This is a genomic window from Caballeronia sp. BR00000012568055, from assembly GCF_029439455.1.
GTDB lineage: Bacteria > Pseudomonadota > Gammaproteobacteria > Burkholderiales > Burkholderiaceae > Caballeronia.
Genome location: NZ_JAQFVG010000311.1, coordinates 1 through 17,577, shown reverse-complemented (window position 1 = coordinate 17,577; position 17,577 = coordinate 1). Strand labels below are relative to the sequence as shown.

Here is a 17,577-nt window from a genome sequence, read left to right as displayed (position 1 = left end):
CGAATCGATCCGACCAGCTCATAGCATCACTCCCCGCGCAGCGGCGATTTCTTCGACCGCGCCGCGAAAGACGTCGGCGCGATGTGCGTAGTTTCTGAACATGTCGAGGCTCGCGCACGCAGGCGAGAGCAACACGGCATCGCCGGGTTCGGCGATTTTTGCGGAGGCATCGACAGCTTGTTCGAGCGTCGCGTGATCTTCGAGCGTGACGCCGGTCGATTCCAGCGTCTCGCGGATACGCGGCGCATCGCGGCCGATCAGCATCACCGCGCGCGCCCAGCGTGCGACCGGCGCTTCGAGCGGCGAAAAGTCCTGGCCCTTGCCGTCGCCACCGGCGATCAGCACGACGCGTTGCGCGAGGCCATCGAGCGCGGCGACCGTTGCGCCGACGTTCGTGCCCTTGCTGTCATCGACATAATCGACGCCGTCGATCTGCGCAATCACTTCCACGCGATGCGGCTCGCCGCGATATTCGCGCAAACCATGCAGCAACGCGGCCAGCGGCAGATCGATTGCGCGCGTGAGCGCGAGCGCGGCAAGCGCGTTCGCGGCGTTATGCAAACCGCGAATGCGCAGGGCATCGACAGGCATCAGGCGCTTCGGCACGACGTTCGGTGCAGCAACGTCCTGCTTGCGACGACGCGTAGGCGCGGGTTCATCGGTCGCATCCTGATCGATGCCTTCCGCCAGCCACGCCATGCCGTTGTCGCGCAACAAACCGTATTCGCCGACATTCAGCGGATCGTTCAAACCGAAGGTCACCACGCGATGCTCAGCCACATTTGCGGCAAGTTTCATCGTGCGGTTGTCGTCGCGATTCAGCACGCGCAAGGTCTTCGGTCCGAAGATGCGGCCCTTCGCAGCGGCGTATGCATCCAGACCTCCGTGCCAGTCGAGATGATCCTGCGTGATATTCAGCACCGCTGCCGCATCGGGCGCGAAGGTGTGGGCCGTTTCCAACTGGAAGCTCGACAGTTCGAGCACCCACACATCCGGCAACGAGGTTTGATCGATGGCTTCGGTCAGCTTGTCGAGCATGGCGGGGCTGATATTGCCCGCGACCGCGACCGTCTTGCCCGCGCGTTCGCAGAGCAGACCGGTAAGCGAGGTCGTCGTGGTCTTGCCGTTCGTGCCGGTGATCGCGATCACCTTCGGCTGATAACCATTCGCACCCAGCGACGCCAAAGCCTGCGCGAACAACTCAAGCTCGCCCCACACCGGAATGCCGCGCTCTTTGGCGGCGGCGATCAACGGCGCGAGGTCATCGGCGAGCGGCGAGAGTCCCGGACTGATCGCAACCAGTTCGATGCCGCCATCCAGCAAATCCGGCGTGAACGCGCCGCCGACGAAATCCGCATCGATCTTGTGGATCGCGAGTTCGGAGAGATTCGGCGGCGTTTCGCGTGTATCCGCGATCCGCAGGCGGCAACCGTGCCTGGCGCACCAGCGCGCCATCGCCAGACCGGATTCACCCAGTCCCAGCACGAGCACCATCGGACTTTGCCGACCGGAAAACTTCTCGCCAAACATCGCTTTACCTTTACCTAAAACTTGAATGAATCAACGCAGCTTCAACGTCGAAAGACCGAACAGGCACAACATCAAGGTGATGATCCAGAAGCGCACCACCACTTGCGTCTCGGTCCAGCCGGACAACTCGTAATGGTGATGCAGCGGCGCCATCTTGAAGAAGCGGCGACCTTCGCCGTATCGACGCTTCGTGAACTTGAACCAGAAGACCTGCAACATGACCGACAGCGTTTCGGCCACGAACACGCCGCCCATGATGAACAGCACGACTTCCTGACGCACGATCACCGCGATCGTGCCGAGCGCGCCGCCGAGCGCGAGTGCGCCGACATCGCCCATGAAGACTTGCGCGGGGTGCGTGTTGTACCAGAGAAAGGCCAGCCCCGCGCCTCCCATTGCGGAACAAAAGATCAAAAGTTCGCCCGCGCCGGCAATGTGCGGAAACAGCAAGTACTTCGAATAGACCGATGAACCCATCACATAAGCAAACGCCCCGAGCGATGCGCCGACCAGCACCACCGGCATGATGACGAGGCCGTCGAGACCATCGGTGAGATTGACCGCGTTGCTCGAACCGACGATCACCAGATACGTCAGCGCGATAAAGCCCCACACGCCCAGCGGATACGTGATCGACTTGAGGAACGGCAGCATCAGGTCAGCGCGTGCGGGCAAGCCCATCGACAGACCGCTGCGGACCCACGCCATGAACAGATCGAACACGCGCGTATTGCTCGCTTCCGACACGCTGAACGCGAGATACACCGCCGCGAACAGACCGATCACCGATTGCCAGAAATACTTCTCGCGCGAGGACATGCCGCGCGGGTCCTTATAGACCACCTTGCGGTAATCATCGACCCAGCCGATCACGCCGTAACCGAACGTGACGAGCATCACGATCCATACGAAGCGATTGGTCAGATCGGCCCAAAGAAGCGTCGATACCGCGATGCCGATCAGAATCAGCACGCCGCCCATGGTCGGCGTGCCGGATTTGACGAGGTGCGTTTGCGGGCCGTCTTTGCGAACGGCCTGGCCGACTTTCATCGCCGTCAGTTTGCGAATGACCCACGGTCCGCAGACGAGACCGATCATCAGCGCCGTGGCCGTAGCGCCGACTGCGCGGAACGTGATGTAGGTGAACACGCGCATGAAACTGGCGTCATTCTGGAGCCATTGCGCGAGTGCGAGTAGCATGCTGGTCCTTCTCTTTCAGTGAATCAATGTGCTGCGGGCGTACTGCCCGCAGCAGAGGTTTGCGGACTCGTCAGGGCGTCCACCACGCGCTCCATTTTCATGAAGCGCGAGCCTTTCGCGAGATACGTTGCTTGCTGGCCGAAGCCTGCGCTGTCGAGTGCGTTTGTGAGTGCATTCGTCAGCGCGCCGACATCGGCAAAATGTTGTGCGGCTTTCTTCGATGCCTTTGCGTTGAAAGCGTTCACCGCATCGATGCTCGCGTCGCCGAGTGCGAACAGTGCGTCGATACCGCGTTCCGCTGCATACGCGCCGACTTCGCGATGAAATGCCGGGCCTTCTTCACCGACTTCGCCCATATCGCCCATGATCAGCACGCGCGGTGCGGCTTGCGATGCAAGCACGTCGATCGCGGCGCGCATGGAGTCGGGATTCGAGTTGTAGGTGTCGTCGATCAACGTTGCGCCGTTGAGCGCACGCTTGACCTGCAAGCGGCCCTTCACCGGCTGAAACGCTTCGAGTCCGCGCTTGATCGCATCGAGCGATACACCCGCCGCGAGCGCCGCCGATGTCGCCGCCATCGCGTTGCGTGCGTTGTGCTCGCCGAGCACGTTCAGCGCGATATCGACATCGCCTTGCGGCGTGTGCATGTGGACCGTCGTGCCCTTCAGCGTGCCGGTGACGGCGGCTTTCGTGACATCGTCGGTCAGCGCGAAATCGATGATCGGATTGCCGGTTGCAGCGACGCGCCAGATGCTCGCGTAGTGATCGTCGGCGGGGAACACGGCGGTGCCGGTTTCGCCCAGCGCGTGAATCACCGATGCATGTTCGAGCGCGACGGCTTCCACCGTCGCCATGAATTCCTGATGCTCGCGTTGCGCGTTGTTGACCACGGCGACCGTCGGCGCAGCGATCTTGCCGAGCACTTCCGTTTCGCCCGGATGATTCATGCCGAGTTCGACGACCGCGAGCTTGTGCGCGTCGTTCAGGCGGAACAGCGTCAATGGCAAGCCGATATCGTTATTGAAGTTGCCCGCCGTCGCGAGCCGCGCGTCTTCACCGACTGCCGCCGCAAAGATCGACGCGATCATTTCCTTCACCGTCGTCTTGCCGTTGCTTCCGGTGACGGCGACGAGCGGCATGCTGTAGCGCTTGCGCCAGCCGTGCGCCAGCGCACCGAGACCAATTCGTGTGTCCTTTACCTTGATGACCGGAAGCGGCCAGGCATCGGCGTTGCTTGGTTCGCGTGACACGAGCGCCGCAGACGCGCCGCTCTTCGCAACCTGATCGAGAAAATCATGTGCATCGAAACGATCGCCCTTCACCGCGACGAACAGATCGCCGGCCTGAACGCCGCGGCTGTCCGTCACGATGCGTTCGATCGCAATGTTTTCGTCGCCCTTGAAGGTGCCGCCGGGAACGAGCGCCGCGGCCTCGCGCAAAGTGAACATGGTCATTCGTTGCCTCCTCGTGCCGCTGAAGGCGAAGGTTGTGTCGCGCGTGCGGCGAGAGCGAGGCGCGCGTGATCCTGATCCGAGAACGCGCGCTTCTTGCCCATGATTTCCTGCGTGGCTTCGTGGCCTTTTCCGGCCAGCACGACGACGTCTTCGCGCGAAGCGCTTCGGATAGCTTGCAAAATGGCGCTCGCCCGATCTTCGATACGGCGCGTTTTGCTGGCATCGCTCATGCCGGTCGCGATCTGCTCGATGATCGACATGGGTTCTTCGCTGCGCGGGTTGTCGCTGGTGATGACGATTTGATCCGCGAGACGTTCGGCGATTGCGCCCATCAGCGGACGCTTCGTGGCGTCACGACCGCCGCCGCAACCGAACATGCAGATGAGTTCGCCGCCGCGCGCCTGTGCAATCGGGCGCAGCGCGGCCAGCGTTTTGTCGAGCGCGTCGGGCGTGTGCGCGTAGTCAATCACGACCAGCGGTTCATCGTTCGCGATACGTCCGCCAAGGCGCTCCATGCGCCCGTTCACCGATTCGAGCTTCGCAATGCGCGCGATGGCGGTATCGAACGGAACGCCGACTTCGAGCAGCACGCCGAGGACAGCGAGCAGATTGCTCACGTTGAAGGTGCCGAGCGTGCCGACTTCGACGTCCGCTTCGCCCCAGTCCGACGACAGATGGAACGCGGTGCCCGTTGCCGTCGCGCGCACTTGCGTGGCGAGCAGCATGGCGTCGGCGCTGGGCGCGGCGTCCGTGGGCATTTCGACGCCGTAGGCAATCGTGCGCACCTTGCCGCGCAATGTTTCGATCAAACGTTGTCCTGCCGGATCGTCGCGATTGACGATGGCGGTCTTCAGCGTCGGCCACGAAAAGAGACGCGCCTTCGCGGCTTCGTAGGCTTCGAACGTGCCGTGATAGTCGAGATGATCCTGCGTGAGATTCGTGAAGATGCCGATGTCGAAATCGACGCCATTCACACGCCCCTGATGCAGCGCATGCGACGACACTTCCATCGCGATACCTTCAGCGCCCTGCGCTTTCAGTTGCGCGAGATTGCGCTGAAGTTGCGGCGCGTCGGGCGTGGTGAAGCCGGTATGCAGCAGCTTTCCCGGCATGCCGATTCCCAACGTGCCGACGATCGCGCACGGACGGCCGAGCGCGCTCAGCGCAGTGGCAATCCACGTGCTGCACGAGGTCTTGCCGTTCGTGCCCGTCACACCGACAGTCAGCATCGACGCACTCGGTTCGCCGTACCATGCAGCGGCAATCGGACCCGCCAGTTCGTTCAGCGCGCTCACGGCGAGCGTCTTCGAAGCATCCGCGTGGCCCGCGAAATTTTCCGGCTGATACAGCGCGCACGCCGCACCGGATGCGAGCGCGGCATCGAGATAAGGACGGTTGTCCGCGCCATCGACGGCATACGCCAAAAACACGTCGCCGCTTTTCAGCGAGCGCGTGTCGGCGTGTAGTTGCGCGCCGGGCTGCGCATGCGCGCGCAGCCATTCGACGGCGTTCGAAACGTCCTGTTGCATCTTGTCCTGTCCGGGCAGCGCGCTCATCGCACGACTCCCGGATGCGTCTTCGTATTGCTCGACACGGCGACTTTCTTCGCTACGTTCGGATTATTCGGTTTAGCGGGCGTTGGTTGCGCGGCCTGCTGCGTGGTGGAATTCGAATCGTCCGTCACAACCATTTGCTTGACCGGCATATCCGGCGGCACGTTCAGCGCGCGCAGCGTATCGCCGACGACGCCCGAAAACACCGGACCCGACACCTGACCGCCGAAGTGGCTGCCGGCCGTCGGTTCATCGACGGAAACGGCTACAACAATGCGCGGATTCGGCATCGGCGCCATGCCGACAAACGATGCGCGGTACTTCGAATGATCGTAGCCACGGCCAGAATGCTTGTACGCCGTCCCCGACTTCCCGCCCACGCGATAACCCGGCACCGCGGCATCCGGCGACGTGCCGCCCTTCGCGGTCACGGTTTCGAGCATGGCGCGCACTTCACGCGCGGTAGTCGGCGAGAACACGCGCTGACCGAGCGGCGGCTGATCGGACGGCGTGCGGAAAATCGAAACCGGCAAGACGGTGCCGTCATTCGCAATCGCCGTGTAGGCGCGCGCCAACTGGAACAACGACGCCGACAAACCATAGCCGTACGACATCGTCGCCTGTTCGATCCGACGCCAGCTTTTCCACGGACGCAGCCGGCCCGTCACCGCGCCGGGAAATCCGACCTTCGGCGCCTGACCCAGCCCGATGCTCGTGTACATGTTCCACATTTCTTCCGGACGCAATTGCATCGCAATTTTGGTCGCGCCGATATTGCTCGACTTCTGAATCACGCCGCCGACGGTGAGCGTGCCGAAACCCGAGTCGTCGGTGATGCGCGCGCCGTCCAGCACGAACACCCCGCCGCCGGTTTCGACGAGCGTATTCGGCGTCACGCGATGCAGATCCAGCGCGAGCGAAACGGTGAACGGCTTCATGATCGAGCCTGGCTCGAAGGTGTCCGTGAGAATGCGGTTGCGCAGCTGCTCGCCGGTCATGCGCGAGCGGTCGTTCGGGTTGTAAGTGGGATAGTTGACGAGCGCGAGCACTTCGCCCGTTTTCACATCGATCACGATCGCCGCGCCCGCCTTCGCCTTCGACTTCTCGACGGCCGCCTTCAGGTTCGTGTACGCGATGTACTGAATCTTGCTGTCGATCGAGAGTTCGACGTCCGAGCCGTTATGCGGCACCACTTGTTCATCGACATCTTCGACGATGTGACCCATGCGGTCCTTGATGACGCGGCGCATCCCCGGCGTGCCGGCGAGGACGTTCTGGTCGCCCAGTTCGACGCCTTCCTGCCCCTTGTCTTCAATATTAGTAAAGCCGATCAAATGCGCGGTGATTTCGCCTTCGGGATAGAAGCGTTTGTATTCGCCGCGTGAATAAATGCCGGGAATATCGAGGTCCGCGACCTTCTTGGCCGTTTCGAGCGAAACCTGACGCTTCACATAAACGAAGGTCTTGTCCACGGAGAGTTTCGCGCGGAGTTCTTTTTGCGGCATGTCGAGCAACTTCGCGAGGTCCGCGAACTTGTCGGCGCCGAGGTCGTTCGGCACGGCTTCGGGAATGGCCCAGATGGCCTTCACCGGAAGACTCGTAGCGAGCACGAGGCCATTGCGGTCGCGAATCTGACCGCGCGTGGCCGGCATTTCGAGCGTGCGCTGATAGCGGCTTTCGCCCTGCTTCTTGAAGAATGCGTTGCCCGGACCCTGGATCCAGAATGCGCGGCCCGCGAGCGCGACGAACGCCATGAACAGCAGGAACACGACGAACTTCGAGCGCCACATCGGCAGGCGCACGGCGAGCAGCGGATTCGGCGTATGAGCGATGTCTTTCTGCTTCGCGGATTTTTTCATCGCTTGGCTCCGCGGGCAGGCGGCGCCGACGCCGGGAGCGGCGGCGGCAAGGGTGCATCGGCGGCTTTGTTGCTCGCCGTGTCGTAAGTGAGGTATTGCGTACGGCCGGTCGTCACGGGCTGCATCTTCAAGGAAGTGGTCGCCAACTGCTCGATGCGCGAAGTCTTCGACAAAGCGCTCTGTTGGTACTGCAACTGCGCGTAATCCTGCTGAAGCTGGCGTTCCTGCGACTGCGCCCGCTGCAATTCGATGAAAATCTGCCGCTGCTTGTTGGTGGCGCTGACGACCGACAGCGCGCACCCGAGCACGACGATCAGCAGGAAGATGTTGAGCCGGTTCATGGCGCGATCCGCTCCGCGATACGCATCACCGCCGAACGCGCGCGGGGGTTGTCGGTCACTTCGGCTTCGCTCGGAAACACGCGGCCCACCACGCGCAACGGCGGGCTGGGTAAATCGACCGCGCGGATCGGCAAGCGTCGGTCCACCTGAGGCGCGCTCGACTGCGCCTGCATGAACCGCTTGACGATCCGGTCTTCGAGCGAATGAAAGCTGATCACGACCAGCCGCCCCCCTTGCTCCAACATCGAAAGTGCCGACTCAAGAACTACTTGCAGCTCCGCAAGCTCTTGATTGATGTGAATCCGTATAGCCTGAAAGGTGCGGGTTGCCGGATCCTTGCCCTTCTCACGGGTTTTGACGACGTGACCCACGATTTCGGCAAGCTCGCCCGTGCGGTTGAGAGGCCCAAGACGCTCGGACTCTGCCCGGCGAGCAACAAGCGCCTTTGCAATCTGAAAAGCAAACCGTTCTTCCCCATAATCTCTGATCACCTCCGTGATTTCCTGCACCGTGGCCCGTTCGAGCCACTCAGCCGCCGACTCCCCGCGAGTCGGATCCATACGCATGTCGAGCGGACCTTCTGCGCGGAAGCTGAAGCCGCGCTCCGGGTCGTCCACCTGCGGCGACGACACGCCAAGGTCCAGCAACACGCCCGACACCTTCGGCGCTCCCCGTTCGCTCGCGGCTTCGCGCATTACGGCGAAGCTGTCGTGCACGATAGAGAAACGCGCATCCTTTATTTGTTGCGCAGTGGCGATGGCGAGCGGATCCTTGTCGAAGGAAATGAGCCGTCCCGCATCACTCAACCGCTGCAAAATCGCCCGGCTATGACCGCCGCGCCCGAACGTGCCATCTATATAGATGCCGTCCGCGCGGGTGATCAGACCGTCCACCGCTTCCTTCAACAGCACCGTGCGATGCTGATATTCGTTTCCCGACGCCGTCATGTTCTGAATGCCGCGTCAAAAGGTGAAATTCTTCAGTGCTTCGGGCATGCCTTCAGCCATGGCTTCGGCTTCCTTCGCCTGATACATCTGCGTGTCCCACAGTTCGAAGTGCGCGCCCATGCCGAGCAGCGTCACGTCTTTTTCCAATGCAGCGGCAGAGCGCAGCTCTGGAGAAACGAGCACACGCCCGGCGGTATCCAAATCCAGATCCATTGCGTTGCCGAGAAAGATGCGCCGCCACCACATGGCGTTCATGGGCAACTGGGCGACTTTTTCGCGGAAGCGTTCCCACTCGGGGCGGGGAAACAGCAACAGGCATCCATCCGGGCTCTTTGTGAGCGTCACCCGGCCTTCTGCCTGAATTTGCAGCGCATCTCGATAGCGGGACGGAATCGACATCCGGCCTTTTGCATCGAGCGTCAGCGCCGACGCCCCTTGGAACACTCGCCCTTCTCCCCGTTCTCGACGCCCACCGAGACGTCGCTCCCACCGTGAAATGGCTTGAAAATGGTCCGGAATCACACAAAAGACCACTTTCTCACACTGTCTCCCACTTTAGAGGAACGCATTTCGTCGGTCAAGACGCGTAACTTTTTTTCAACGCGTTTTTCACCGATAGAACAAGGACTTAGCGGAGGAGCTTTAAGTGGCGGGAAAACAGAAAAGCGTTATGAATTAGAGAGCTAGTGCGGGATGTGAATGTGAAAGATGAAATCGGCCGTTGATCTATGTGAAATGTAACTGTTCTTGCGACCGTTTCAGTGCTGGCGGTGAGAGTTAATCGTGAAGCCCGGAGTCGGGGTGACTCCGGGGAACGCGCTTATAAATAATAAGCCGTACGTGTCATGACTTTCGATGCCACGCGCATCAGCGTGCGAACCGGAAACGGCACTTCGCTCGCGCCCGCGCTGATCGCCGATGCCGCGTGCGATGCCTCGTCCTGACGCATCTGCTCGACGATCGCGCGTGAGGCGTGATCGGCGGCGGGCAGCGTGTGCATGTGGCCATCGAGATGTTGCTCGACTTGTCGCTCGGTTTCCGCCATGAAGCCGAGACTCGCGCGATCGCCGAATCGGCCGGCGGCGAAGCCGATTGCCAGCGCGCCCGCGTACCAGATTGGATTGAGCAGACTCGGACGCGAATCGAGATCTTTCAGGCGACGCGATGTCCACGCGAGATGATCCTCTTCCTCGCGCGCCGCATCTTCGAACCGCGCTTTCAGTTCGGGCGAATTCGTGGCCAGCTTTTGCGCCTGATACAGCGCCTGAGCACACACCTCACCGACATGATTCACGCGCATCAGACCGGCGGAATGCGCGCGCTCCTTTTCAGTGAGTTGCGATTCGTCGCCGAGCGGATCGATCGTGTCCGATTCGGGCACCGGTCGCGACATCCTGCTGATCCCGGCCATCGAACGCAGCCCTCGATCAAACTCACTGATGACTTCATCGAGTGTCATGTCCTCACCTCTTTTGTGTTGTTCATCGTGCTGCTTTTTATGCTTCGTTTTCTTGCCTCAGCAAGCCGCGTTCACAGCATCAGACACGTCGCCTGGCGACGTCGAAACACCCGCCGATAAGTGAATTAGGGCAAACACGGGTCGAAAAATCCTGCAAAACCAAGATTTTAGCGCATGTTGCGTAAACGTCACACGAGCTATGCCGATTGCCCCCGTTTCCCTTTGTCCTCCATGACCAGTTTGTTACATTACGTGCAACTTCGATATGAAGTGTACGGGCAGGGACCGTCAACACACTGGCGCTAAGAACAGTGACTCTGCCCAAAAGGTCGCAATTCACTCCTTGGAGATCTATTCAATGAAAAAGTCGCTTCTCGCTTTCGCTGCACTGAGCGCGTTCGCTGGCGCCGCACAGGCACAAAGCAGTGTGACGCTGTACGGCATCGTCGACGCCGGCATCGCTTACGTGAATAACACCGGTGGTCAGCACCGCTACTTCACCAGCAGCGGTAACCTTCAGGGCAGCCGTTGGGGCCTGCGTGGCACGGAAGATCTCGGTGGCGGTCTGAAGGCCATCTTCGTGTTGGAAAACGGCTTCAACGTGTTCAATGGCACGCTGGGTCAAGGCGGCGACGAGTTCGGCCGTCAGGCGTACGTCGGTCTGTCGACGGCGCAATTCGGCACGGTCACGCTGGGTCGTCAGTACGACTCCGTGGTGGACTACACCGGCGCGTTCGAAGTGGGCAGCCAGTGGGGCACGTTCTACGGCGCGCACCCGGGCGACCTGGACAACATGAACAACTCGAATCGCGTCAACAACGCGATCAAGTTCACCAGCGCGAACTACGCTGGCTTCACGTTCGGCGGCTTGTACAGCCTCGGCGGCCAGGCTGGCCAGTTCAACCGCAACCAAATCTGGTCGCTGGGCGTTGGCTACTCGCAAGGCCCGCTGCAATTGGGCGCTGGCTACTTGAACGTCAAGGATCCGAACTTCTCGTTCTTCGGCAACAACGCAACGTCGTCGGCTACGGCTTCGAACATGACGAGCCGCGTGTACTCGGGCTACGCATCGGCTCATACGTACCAGGTCATTTCGGCTGGCGGTGCTTACACGTTCGGCGCAGCAACCGTGGGCGCAACGTATAGCAACACGCAGTTCAAGGATGTCGGCACGGACGGCACGGCTGCTCTGAACCCGGCTGGCTACACGGGCGGCACGGGCAAGTTCCACAACGCCGAAATCAACTTCAAGTATCAGTTGACCCCGGCACTGCTGGTTGGCGCAGCGTACGACTACACGAAGGGCTACGGCCTGGGCGATGCCAAGTATCACCAAGGCACGCTCGGAGTGGACTACTTCCTGTCGAAGCGAACCGACGTTTATGTCGATGGCGTCTATCAGCACGCCAGCGGCACGGACTCGACCAACCGCGCAGCGGTTGCAAGCATCAACAGCCTGACCTCGTCTTCGACGTCGAACCAGGTTGCGGCGATCGTCGGCATCCGCCACAAGTTCTAATAAGCGGGTAAGAACGCGGTATCTGCTGAAAGGCGCCTTCGGGCGCCTTTTTTTCGTTCTATGGTTTTGCGGTTTTGCATCGGCCGATAAAAAAGCTCCACATTTTTCGATGCGGAGCTTTTTCTGAGTCCCAGCGCGTCAAACCGTGCCGTCGCGCAACTCTCTTCGCAGAATCTTGCCGACATTGCTCTTCGGCAGATCGTTACGGAACTCGATGGTACGCGGACGCTTGTAGCCCGTGAGCCGCTCTTTGCAGTACGCCATGACATCGGCTTCGGTCAGACTCTGATCCTTGCGCACGATGAACAATTTCACCGCTTCGCCCGAGTTCTGATCCTTCACGCCGACTGCCGCCACTTCGAACACGCCGGGCAGCATCGCGACCACGTCTTCGATTTCGTTCGGATAGACGTTGAAGCCGGACACCAGAATCATGTCCTTTTTCCGATCGACGATCTTCACATAACCGCGCTCGTCGAACACGCCGACATCGCCGGAGCGGAAGAAGCCGTCGGGCGTCATCACCTTCGCGGTTTCATCGGGTCGATTCCAATAGCCGGCCATCACCTGCGGACCTCGAATGCAGATTTCGCCGGGCTGGCCGAACGCCACGTCGTGATTGTCGTCGTCGCGAATCGCGATTTCAGTGGACGGCAACGGCAGGCCAATGGTGCCCGTGTACTCCGTCGCGGTCACCGGATTGCAGGTTACGCACGGCGAGGTCTCGGACAAACCGTACCCTTCGATAATCGGCACGCCCGTCAGCGCGAACCAACGTTTCGCGACGGCTTCCTGCACGGCCATGCCGCCGCCGTTCGCCGCGATCAGCTTGGAGAAATCGAGCTTGCCGAAGTCCGGGTGATTCAGAAGCGCGTTATAGAGCGTGTTCACCGCGGGGAACGTGTTGATCTGAATACCCTTCAGTTCCTTGATCGTCCCGGCGATATCGCGTGGATTCGGAATCAGCACGCCGAGCCCGCCAGTACGTATCGTCAGCATGCCGCAGACCGTCAGCGCGAAGATGTGATACAGCGGCAGCGCCACCACGCAGACGAATTGATCGATGTCCGGCCTGCGTTTGCGCGCCGGATCGAGCCACACTTCGGACTGCAGCACGTTCGCAATCAAATTCCGATGCGTAAGCGTCGCGCCCTTCGCCACGCCCGTCGTGCCGCCGGTGTATTGCAGGAACGCGACATCATCCGGGCTTTGCTCGATGCGCGTCAGTTCGCCTTTCGCGCCTGCGGACAGTGCATCGTTGAAGCGCGTGCTGCCGGGCAGACTCCATTCGGGCACCAGCTTTTTCACGCGTCGAACCACGAAATTGACCAGCAGGCCTTTCAAGCCCATCAGATCGCCCATCGACGCCACGACTACATGCCGGATCGCAGTGTTCTTGGCCACCGCCTGAAGCGTATGCGCGAAGTTTTCCAGAATAACGATAGCCTGCGCGCCGCTGTCCTTGAGCTGATGCTCCAGTTCACGCGGCGTATAAAGCGGATTCACGTTGACGACGATATAACCCGCACGAAGCACGGCCGCGATCGCCACGGGATATTGCAGCACGTTCGGCATCATCAGCGCGACACGCGCGCCGCGCTGCAAACCTTTCTGCTGAAACCAGATAGCGAGGCGCTTCGACATGTCGTCGAGTTCGCCGTACGTGATCGACTGCCCCATACAAAGAAACGCCCGCCGATCGCGATTTTTGCGAAAGCTGTCTTCGAGCAACTCGGAAACGGACCGATACGCAGATGCATCGATTTCTGCGGGCACACCGGCCGGGTAGGAATTCAGCCAAGGTTTATCCATTCGGCGTCTCCCTCCTTTATATAATTTTAGAATGGTCGTGCGAAAACGGAATCCTAGCTGCTGGTTCTGTTTCCGACAACTGGGTTAGACGCCACCTGACAGGCTTCATCAATGTCTTCCTGCTACATAGATCAGTGCGCTGATTCCACTTCGACCAGACAATCGTAGAACGTGGCCGATCCCCCGAGATCGGTCAGCGCCTGGCTCGTAACCTGATTTGCGTTGCGGCCATCGGGCGACAACTTCTTCCACCAGATCGACAATCCGACCACGCAACCTTCGCGCGCTCGTTCGGTGACGCGCGCGCGCGCCTGCATCGAACCGCGGTCATTGAAGATTCGTACGAGCATACCTTCTTCGATGCCGCGCGGCTGCGCATCGTTCGGATGAATGTCGAGATGCGGCTGCCCTTCTGTCGAGCGCAGACTTTCCACATTCACGAAACTGCTGTTCAGGAAGTTGCGCGCGGGCGGTGAGATCATCGCCAGCGGATAGCGGGCGGCGAGTTCGGGCGCGCCATCGGCTGATTCATAGGGCGGCAGGTAGTCCGGAAGCGGATCTTGGCCTTCGAGCTTCAGCCGCTCGCTGTAAAACTCGCACTTGCCCGACGGCGTGCGAAAACCACCTTCCGCGAACGGCGCATCCGCGATATCGAGCTTGATCCAGCCCGAAGATTTGAGCGCGTCCCAGTTCTGGCCGGCGAGCGCGGGATCGTTCCAGCGGAACGCCTTCGACGCCAGTTGCTCGTCGGTTTCGTACAAGGCGGGATCGTCGATGCCCATTGCACCAGCGATGCCACGGAAAATGTCCGTGTTGGAACGCGCTCCGCCGACCGGCTGGATCGCGGGCATATTCGCCATGACATGCGTATGGCCGTACGACTTGTGGACGTCGAGATGCTCCAACTGTGTGGTGGCAGGAAAGATCAAATCTGCATAGTCGGCGGTATCTGTCTGGAAGTGTTCGAGAACGATCGTGAACAGATCTTCGCGCGCGAAGCCCTCCGCGACCTTTTCCGAATCAGGCGCGACCGCGACCGGATTCGAGTTGTAGACAATCAGCGCTTCGACCTTTGGACCGAAGGTTTCATCGCCGGGATGAAGCAGCGCGTCACCGATTGCATTCATATTGATGATTCGCGGCAACTTGCGCGGCCAACCGGGCAGCAAATCCGGACGCTCGAGCGCGGCATTGTCGATCGGTGCCCAGCCTGACGACGACAGCAAGAGTCCGCCCGAGCGCTCGCGCCATGCACCCGTCAGCGAGGGCAGACACGCGATCGCTCGCGTCGCATTCCCGCCGCCGCGCGTGCGCTGCATGCCGTAATTCAAGCGGATCGCCGACTTCTTCGTCGAACCATAAGCACGCGCCAGATCCACGATCGTCTGCGCCGGAATCCCGCAAATCTCAGCGACGCGTAACGGCGGATAAAGGGCAGCGCGCTCGGCAAGTTCGTCAAAGCCGAGCGTGTGGGAATCCACGTAAGCGCGATCGATGAAATTCTCAGCGATCAGCACGTGAATCATGCCGAGCGCGAGAGCGGCATCGGTTCCAGGCCGAAGCGCGATATGTTGATGACACTTCTCTGCGGTCAACGACTTATAAGGATCGATAGAGATCAGCTTCGCGCCCCGCCGCTTGGCTTCCTGCGCGCGCGTCCAGAAATGCAGGCTCGATGCGATCGGATTCGAGCCCCAGATCAGGATCAGTTCACTTTCGTCGAAAAACTCGACATGCATGCCGAGACTCGCGCCGTATGTGTAACGCAGACCCGCCGCACCCGCAGCCGCGCAAATCGTCCGGTCCAGCCGCGAAGCTCCGAGCGTATTGCACAAGCGCGCCGCGATACTTTCGCCCTGAATCAGCCCCATTGTTCCCGCGTAGCTGTACGGCAAAATGGCCTCGGGCGCGCGCTGCGCAATCTCTTTGAGTCGCGTGGCGGCTATATTCAACGCCTCGTCCCAGCCAATCGGCTCGAATTTGCCCTCACCTTTTCGGCCAACGCGCCGCAGCGGCGTCAAAAGCCGATCTTTGTGATGCGTGCGCTCGGCGTATCGCGTGACCTTTGTGCAGAGAACACCTTGTGTCGGCGGATGATCGGGATCGCCGCTGATTTTTACCGCTTTGCCGTCTTTCACCGTGACGCGCATTGCGCACGTGTCAGGACAATCATGGGGGCAGACGGCGCGGGCGAATTCAGCAGGGGCGTTCATTGAAAATCCGGAAAATCTGAAAAAGCAGTGGCAGATGAAGCGATTCTATTACGGGCGCAATGCGACCGACTGTCCGATGCTGCAAATAGTGGCGGCGTAGAATGAGAATCGAGTGCGCGTCTATACGCGCCATCCGAATTCAAACGTGAGAGCAGTTCAAAATGAACCTGATCCCAGAAATCGAAGCATCGCACGAAGAAATCAGAACACTCCGACGAACGATTCACGCGCATCCTGAATTGCGATATGAGGAGGTCGGCACAGCGAAACTCGTCGCCGAAAGCCTCGAAAAATGGGGCATAACGGTCCATCGAGGATTGGGAAAGACAGGCGTCGTCGGCGTGCTGAAGCGCGGAACCAGTGGCAAAGCAATCGGACTTCGCGCTGACATGGACGCGCTCCCGATCCAGGAATTGAACGACTTCGAGCATCGCTCGACACACGCCGGTCGTATGCACGCGTGTGGCCATGACGGACATACGGCCATGTTGCTCGGCGCGGCCAAGCATCTGGCAGAACGCGGTAATTTCGATGGCACCGTCGTGTTTATTTTTCAGCCTGCGGAGGAAGGCGGCGCAGGCGCACGAGCGATGATCGAAGACGGTCTGTTCCAGCGCTTTCCCGTCGATGCCGTCTTCGGCATTCACAACTGGCCGGGCATGCCCGCCGGTCACTTCGGTGTGACCGAAGGCCCGATCATGGCGTCGAGCAATGAGTTCCGGATTACCGTGCGTGGCACCGGCTCACATGCCGCGCTGCCGCACAACGGGCACGATCCGGTGTTCACGGCAGTGCAAATTGCGAATGGTTTGCAGAGCATCATCACGCGAAGCAAAAAACCGCTCGATACGGCCGTGCTGTCGATCACCCAAATCCACGCCGGCGATGCGATGAATGTTGTGCCCGATCAGGCTTGGCTGGGCGGTACCGTGCGGACTTTCACTGTGGAAACGCTTGATTTGATCGAAACGCGGATGCGGAAAATCGTCGAAGCGACAGCCGCCGCCTACGACTGCCAAGTCGATTTTCACTTCCACCGAAACTATCCACCGACGATCAATGATCCGGAGCAGGCTCGATTCGCTGCTGAAGTTATGAGCGATGTCGTCGGCATCGACAAGGTCGATGACTCCGTCGAACCCACCATGGGTGCTGAAGACTTTTCGTTCATGTTGCTTGAAAAGCCGGGTTGTTATGCGTTTTTGGGGAATGGGGACGGCGGGCATCGTGAGCACGGACACGGAGCAGGCCCCTGCATGCTGCATAACGCTAGCTATGATTTCAACGACGATTTGCTGTCAGTTGGGTCAACGTATTGGGTGCGTCTGGTTGAACGCTTTTTGGCCTACTGACAGACTTGTGAGGCGTGCGGTGAACGCCTCAATTTTCGCGCCCCAAACGCAAAAACCCCATCCGTGTGTGGATGGGGTTTTTGTTTGCAGCATGAGGAGCCTGACGATTACCTACTTTCACACGGGAGCTCCGCACTATCATCGGCGTGGAGTCGTTTCACGGTCCTGTTCGGGATGGGAAGGGGTGGGACCGACTCGCTATGGTCATCAGGCATGACTTGTTGTTGTATCGCTTTGGGGCGCTACAACCAATCTGGGAAGAAGTAGTGGGGAGTGACTGTGTGGCACAGTCGATACTCGCCAGTGGTACAAACACACTGGTTATAGGATCAAGCCTT

Annotated in this window: 13 protein-coding genes and 1 rRNA gene; 2 read left to right on the top strand and 12 right to left on the bottom strand. The window is 60.3% G+C overall.

The genetic code is table 11. The annotated features are described in order from the left end of the window. Positions 1 to 18: 18 nt before the first annotated feature. The 9 genes from murD to coq7 form a co-directional block, all read right to left on the bottom strand. A complete protein-coding gene (murD, locus tag P7F28_RS22400) occupies positions 19 to 1,530 on the bottom strand; it encodes a UDP-N-acetylmuramoyl-L-alanine--D-glutamate ligase (protein WP_277186954.1) in 1,512 nt (503 codons plus the stop codon). 30 nt (positions 1,531 to 1,560) lie between these two features. After that, entirely contained in the window at positions 1,561 to 2,730 is a 1,170-nt protein-coding gene (gene mraY, locus P7F28_RS22395; protein WP_277186953.1) for a phospho-N-acetylmuramoyl-pentapeptide-transferase, read from the bottom strand. Between the two features lie 23 nt (positions 2,731 to 2,753). Then, positions 2,754 to 4,184, bottom strand: coding sequence for a UDP-N-acetylmuramoyl-tripeptide--D-alanyl-D-alanine ligase (gene murF, locus P7F28_RS22390; RefSeq protein ID WP_277186952.1), 1,431 nt, complete (start codon positions 4,182 to 4,184; stop codon positions 2,754 to 2,756). Then, a complete protein-coding gene (locus tag P7F28_RS22385) occupies positions 4,181 to 5,740 on the bottom strand; it encodes a UDP-N-acetylmuramoyl-L-alanyl-D-glutamate--2,6-diaminopimelate ligase (RefSeq protein WP_277186951.1) in 1,560 nt (519 codons plus the stop codon). The genes murF and P7F28_RS22385 overlap by 4 nt, the downstream gene beginning before the upstream one ends. Continuing rightward, on the bottom strand, positions 5,737 to 7,596 hold the full coding sequence (locus tag P7F28_RS22380) for a penicillin-binding protein 2 (RefSeq protein ID WP_277186950.1): 1,860 nt from the start codon (positions 7,594 to 7,596) through the stop codon (positions 5,737 to 5,739). Before P7F28_RS22380 ends, P7F28_RS22385 begins: the two co-directional genes overlap by 4 nt. Next, the gene (ftsL, locus tag P7F28_RS22375) at positions 7,593 to 7,937 is read right to left on the bottom strand and encodes a cell division protein FtsL (RefSeq protein ID WP_277186949.1); all 345 of its coding nucleotides are present in this window, start codon (positions 7,935 to 7,937) and stop codon (positions 7,593 to 7,595) included. Before ftsL ends, P7F28_RS22380 begins: the two co-directional genes overlap by 4 nt. Beyond that, positions 7,934 to 8,884, bottom strand: coding sequence for a 16S rRNA (cytosine(1402)-N(4))-methyltransferase RsmH (gene rsmH, locus P7F28_RS22370; RefSeq protein ID WP_277186948.1), 951 nt, complete (start codon positions 8,882 to 8,884; stop codon positions 7,934 to 7,936). The genes ftsL and rsmH overlap by 4 nt, the downstream gene beginning before the upstream one ends. A gap of 15 nt (positions 8,885 to 8,899) precedes the next feature. Beyond that, complete coding sequence (gene mraZ / locus P7F28_RS22365; protein ID WP_277186947.1) at positions 8,900 to 9,328, bottom strand: division/cell wall cluster transcriptional repressor MraZ; 429 nt, start codon at positions 9,326 to 9,328, stop codon at positions 8,900 to 8,902. Between the two features lie 376 nt (positions 9,329 to 9,704). Beyond that, complete coding sequence (coq7, locus tag P7F28_RS22360; protein ID WP_277186946.1) at positions 9,705 to 10,343, bottom strand: 2-polyprenyl-3-methyl-6-methoxy-1,4-benzoquinone monooxygenase; 639 nt, start codon at positions 10,341 to 10,343, stop codon at positions 9,705 to 9,707. Between the two features lie 358 nt (positions 10,344 to 10,701). On the opposite strand from coq7, the gene P7F28_RS22355 reads away from it, so the two are divergent. Continuing rightward, positions 10,702 to 11,862: a porin gene (locus P7F28_RS22355; protein ID WP_277186945.1), complete on the top strand. Its 1,161-nt coding sequence runs from the start codon at positions 10,702 to 10,704 to the stop codon at positions 11,860 to 11,862. Between the two features lie 138 nt (positions 11,863 to 12,000). Here the strand turns inward: P7F28_RS22355 and P7F28_RS22350 are convergent, their stop codons facing one another. Then, positions 12,001 to 13,674 (bottom strand): long-chain fatty acid--CoA ligase, encoded by a 1,674-nt coding sequence (locus P7F28_RS22350; RefSeq protein ID WP_277186944.1) that lies wholly within the window; start codon positions 13,672 to 13,674, stop codon positions 12,001 to 12,003. A gap of 131 nt (positions 13,675 to 13,805) precedes the next feature. Next, a complete protein-coding gene (locus P7F28_RS22345) occupies positions 13,806 to 15,887 on the bottom strand; it encodes a molybdopterin-dependent oxidoreductase (protein ID WP_277186943.1) in 2,082 nt (693 codons plus the stop codon). Between the two features lie 161 nt (positions 15,888 to 16,048). Between P7F28_RS22345 and P7F28_RS22340 the strand changes: the two genes are divergently transcribed. Then, positions 16,049 to 17,239, top strand: coding sequence for a M20 aminoacylase family protein (locus P7F28_RS22340; RefSeq protein WP_277186942.1), 1,191 nt, complete (start codon positions 16,049 to 16,051; stop codon positions 17,237 to 17,239). Positions 17,240 to 17,337: 98 nt separating this feature from the next. Here the strand turns inward: P7F28_RS22340 and rrf are convergent. Continuing rightward, positions 17,338 to 17,451 (bottom strand): 5S ribosomal RNA (gene rrf / locus P7F28_RS22335). Positions 17,452 to 17,577: the final 126 nt, after the last annotated feature.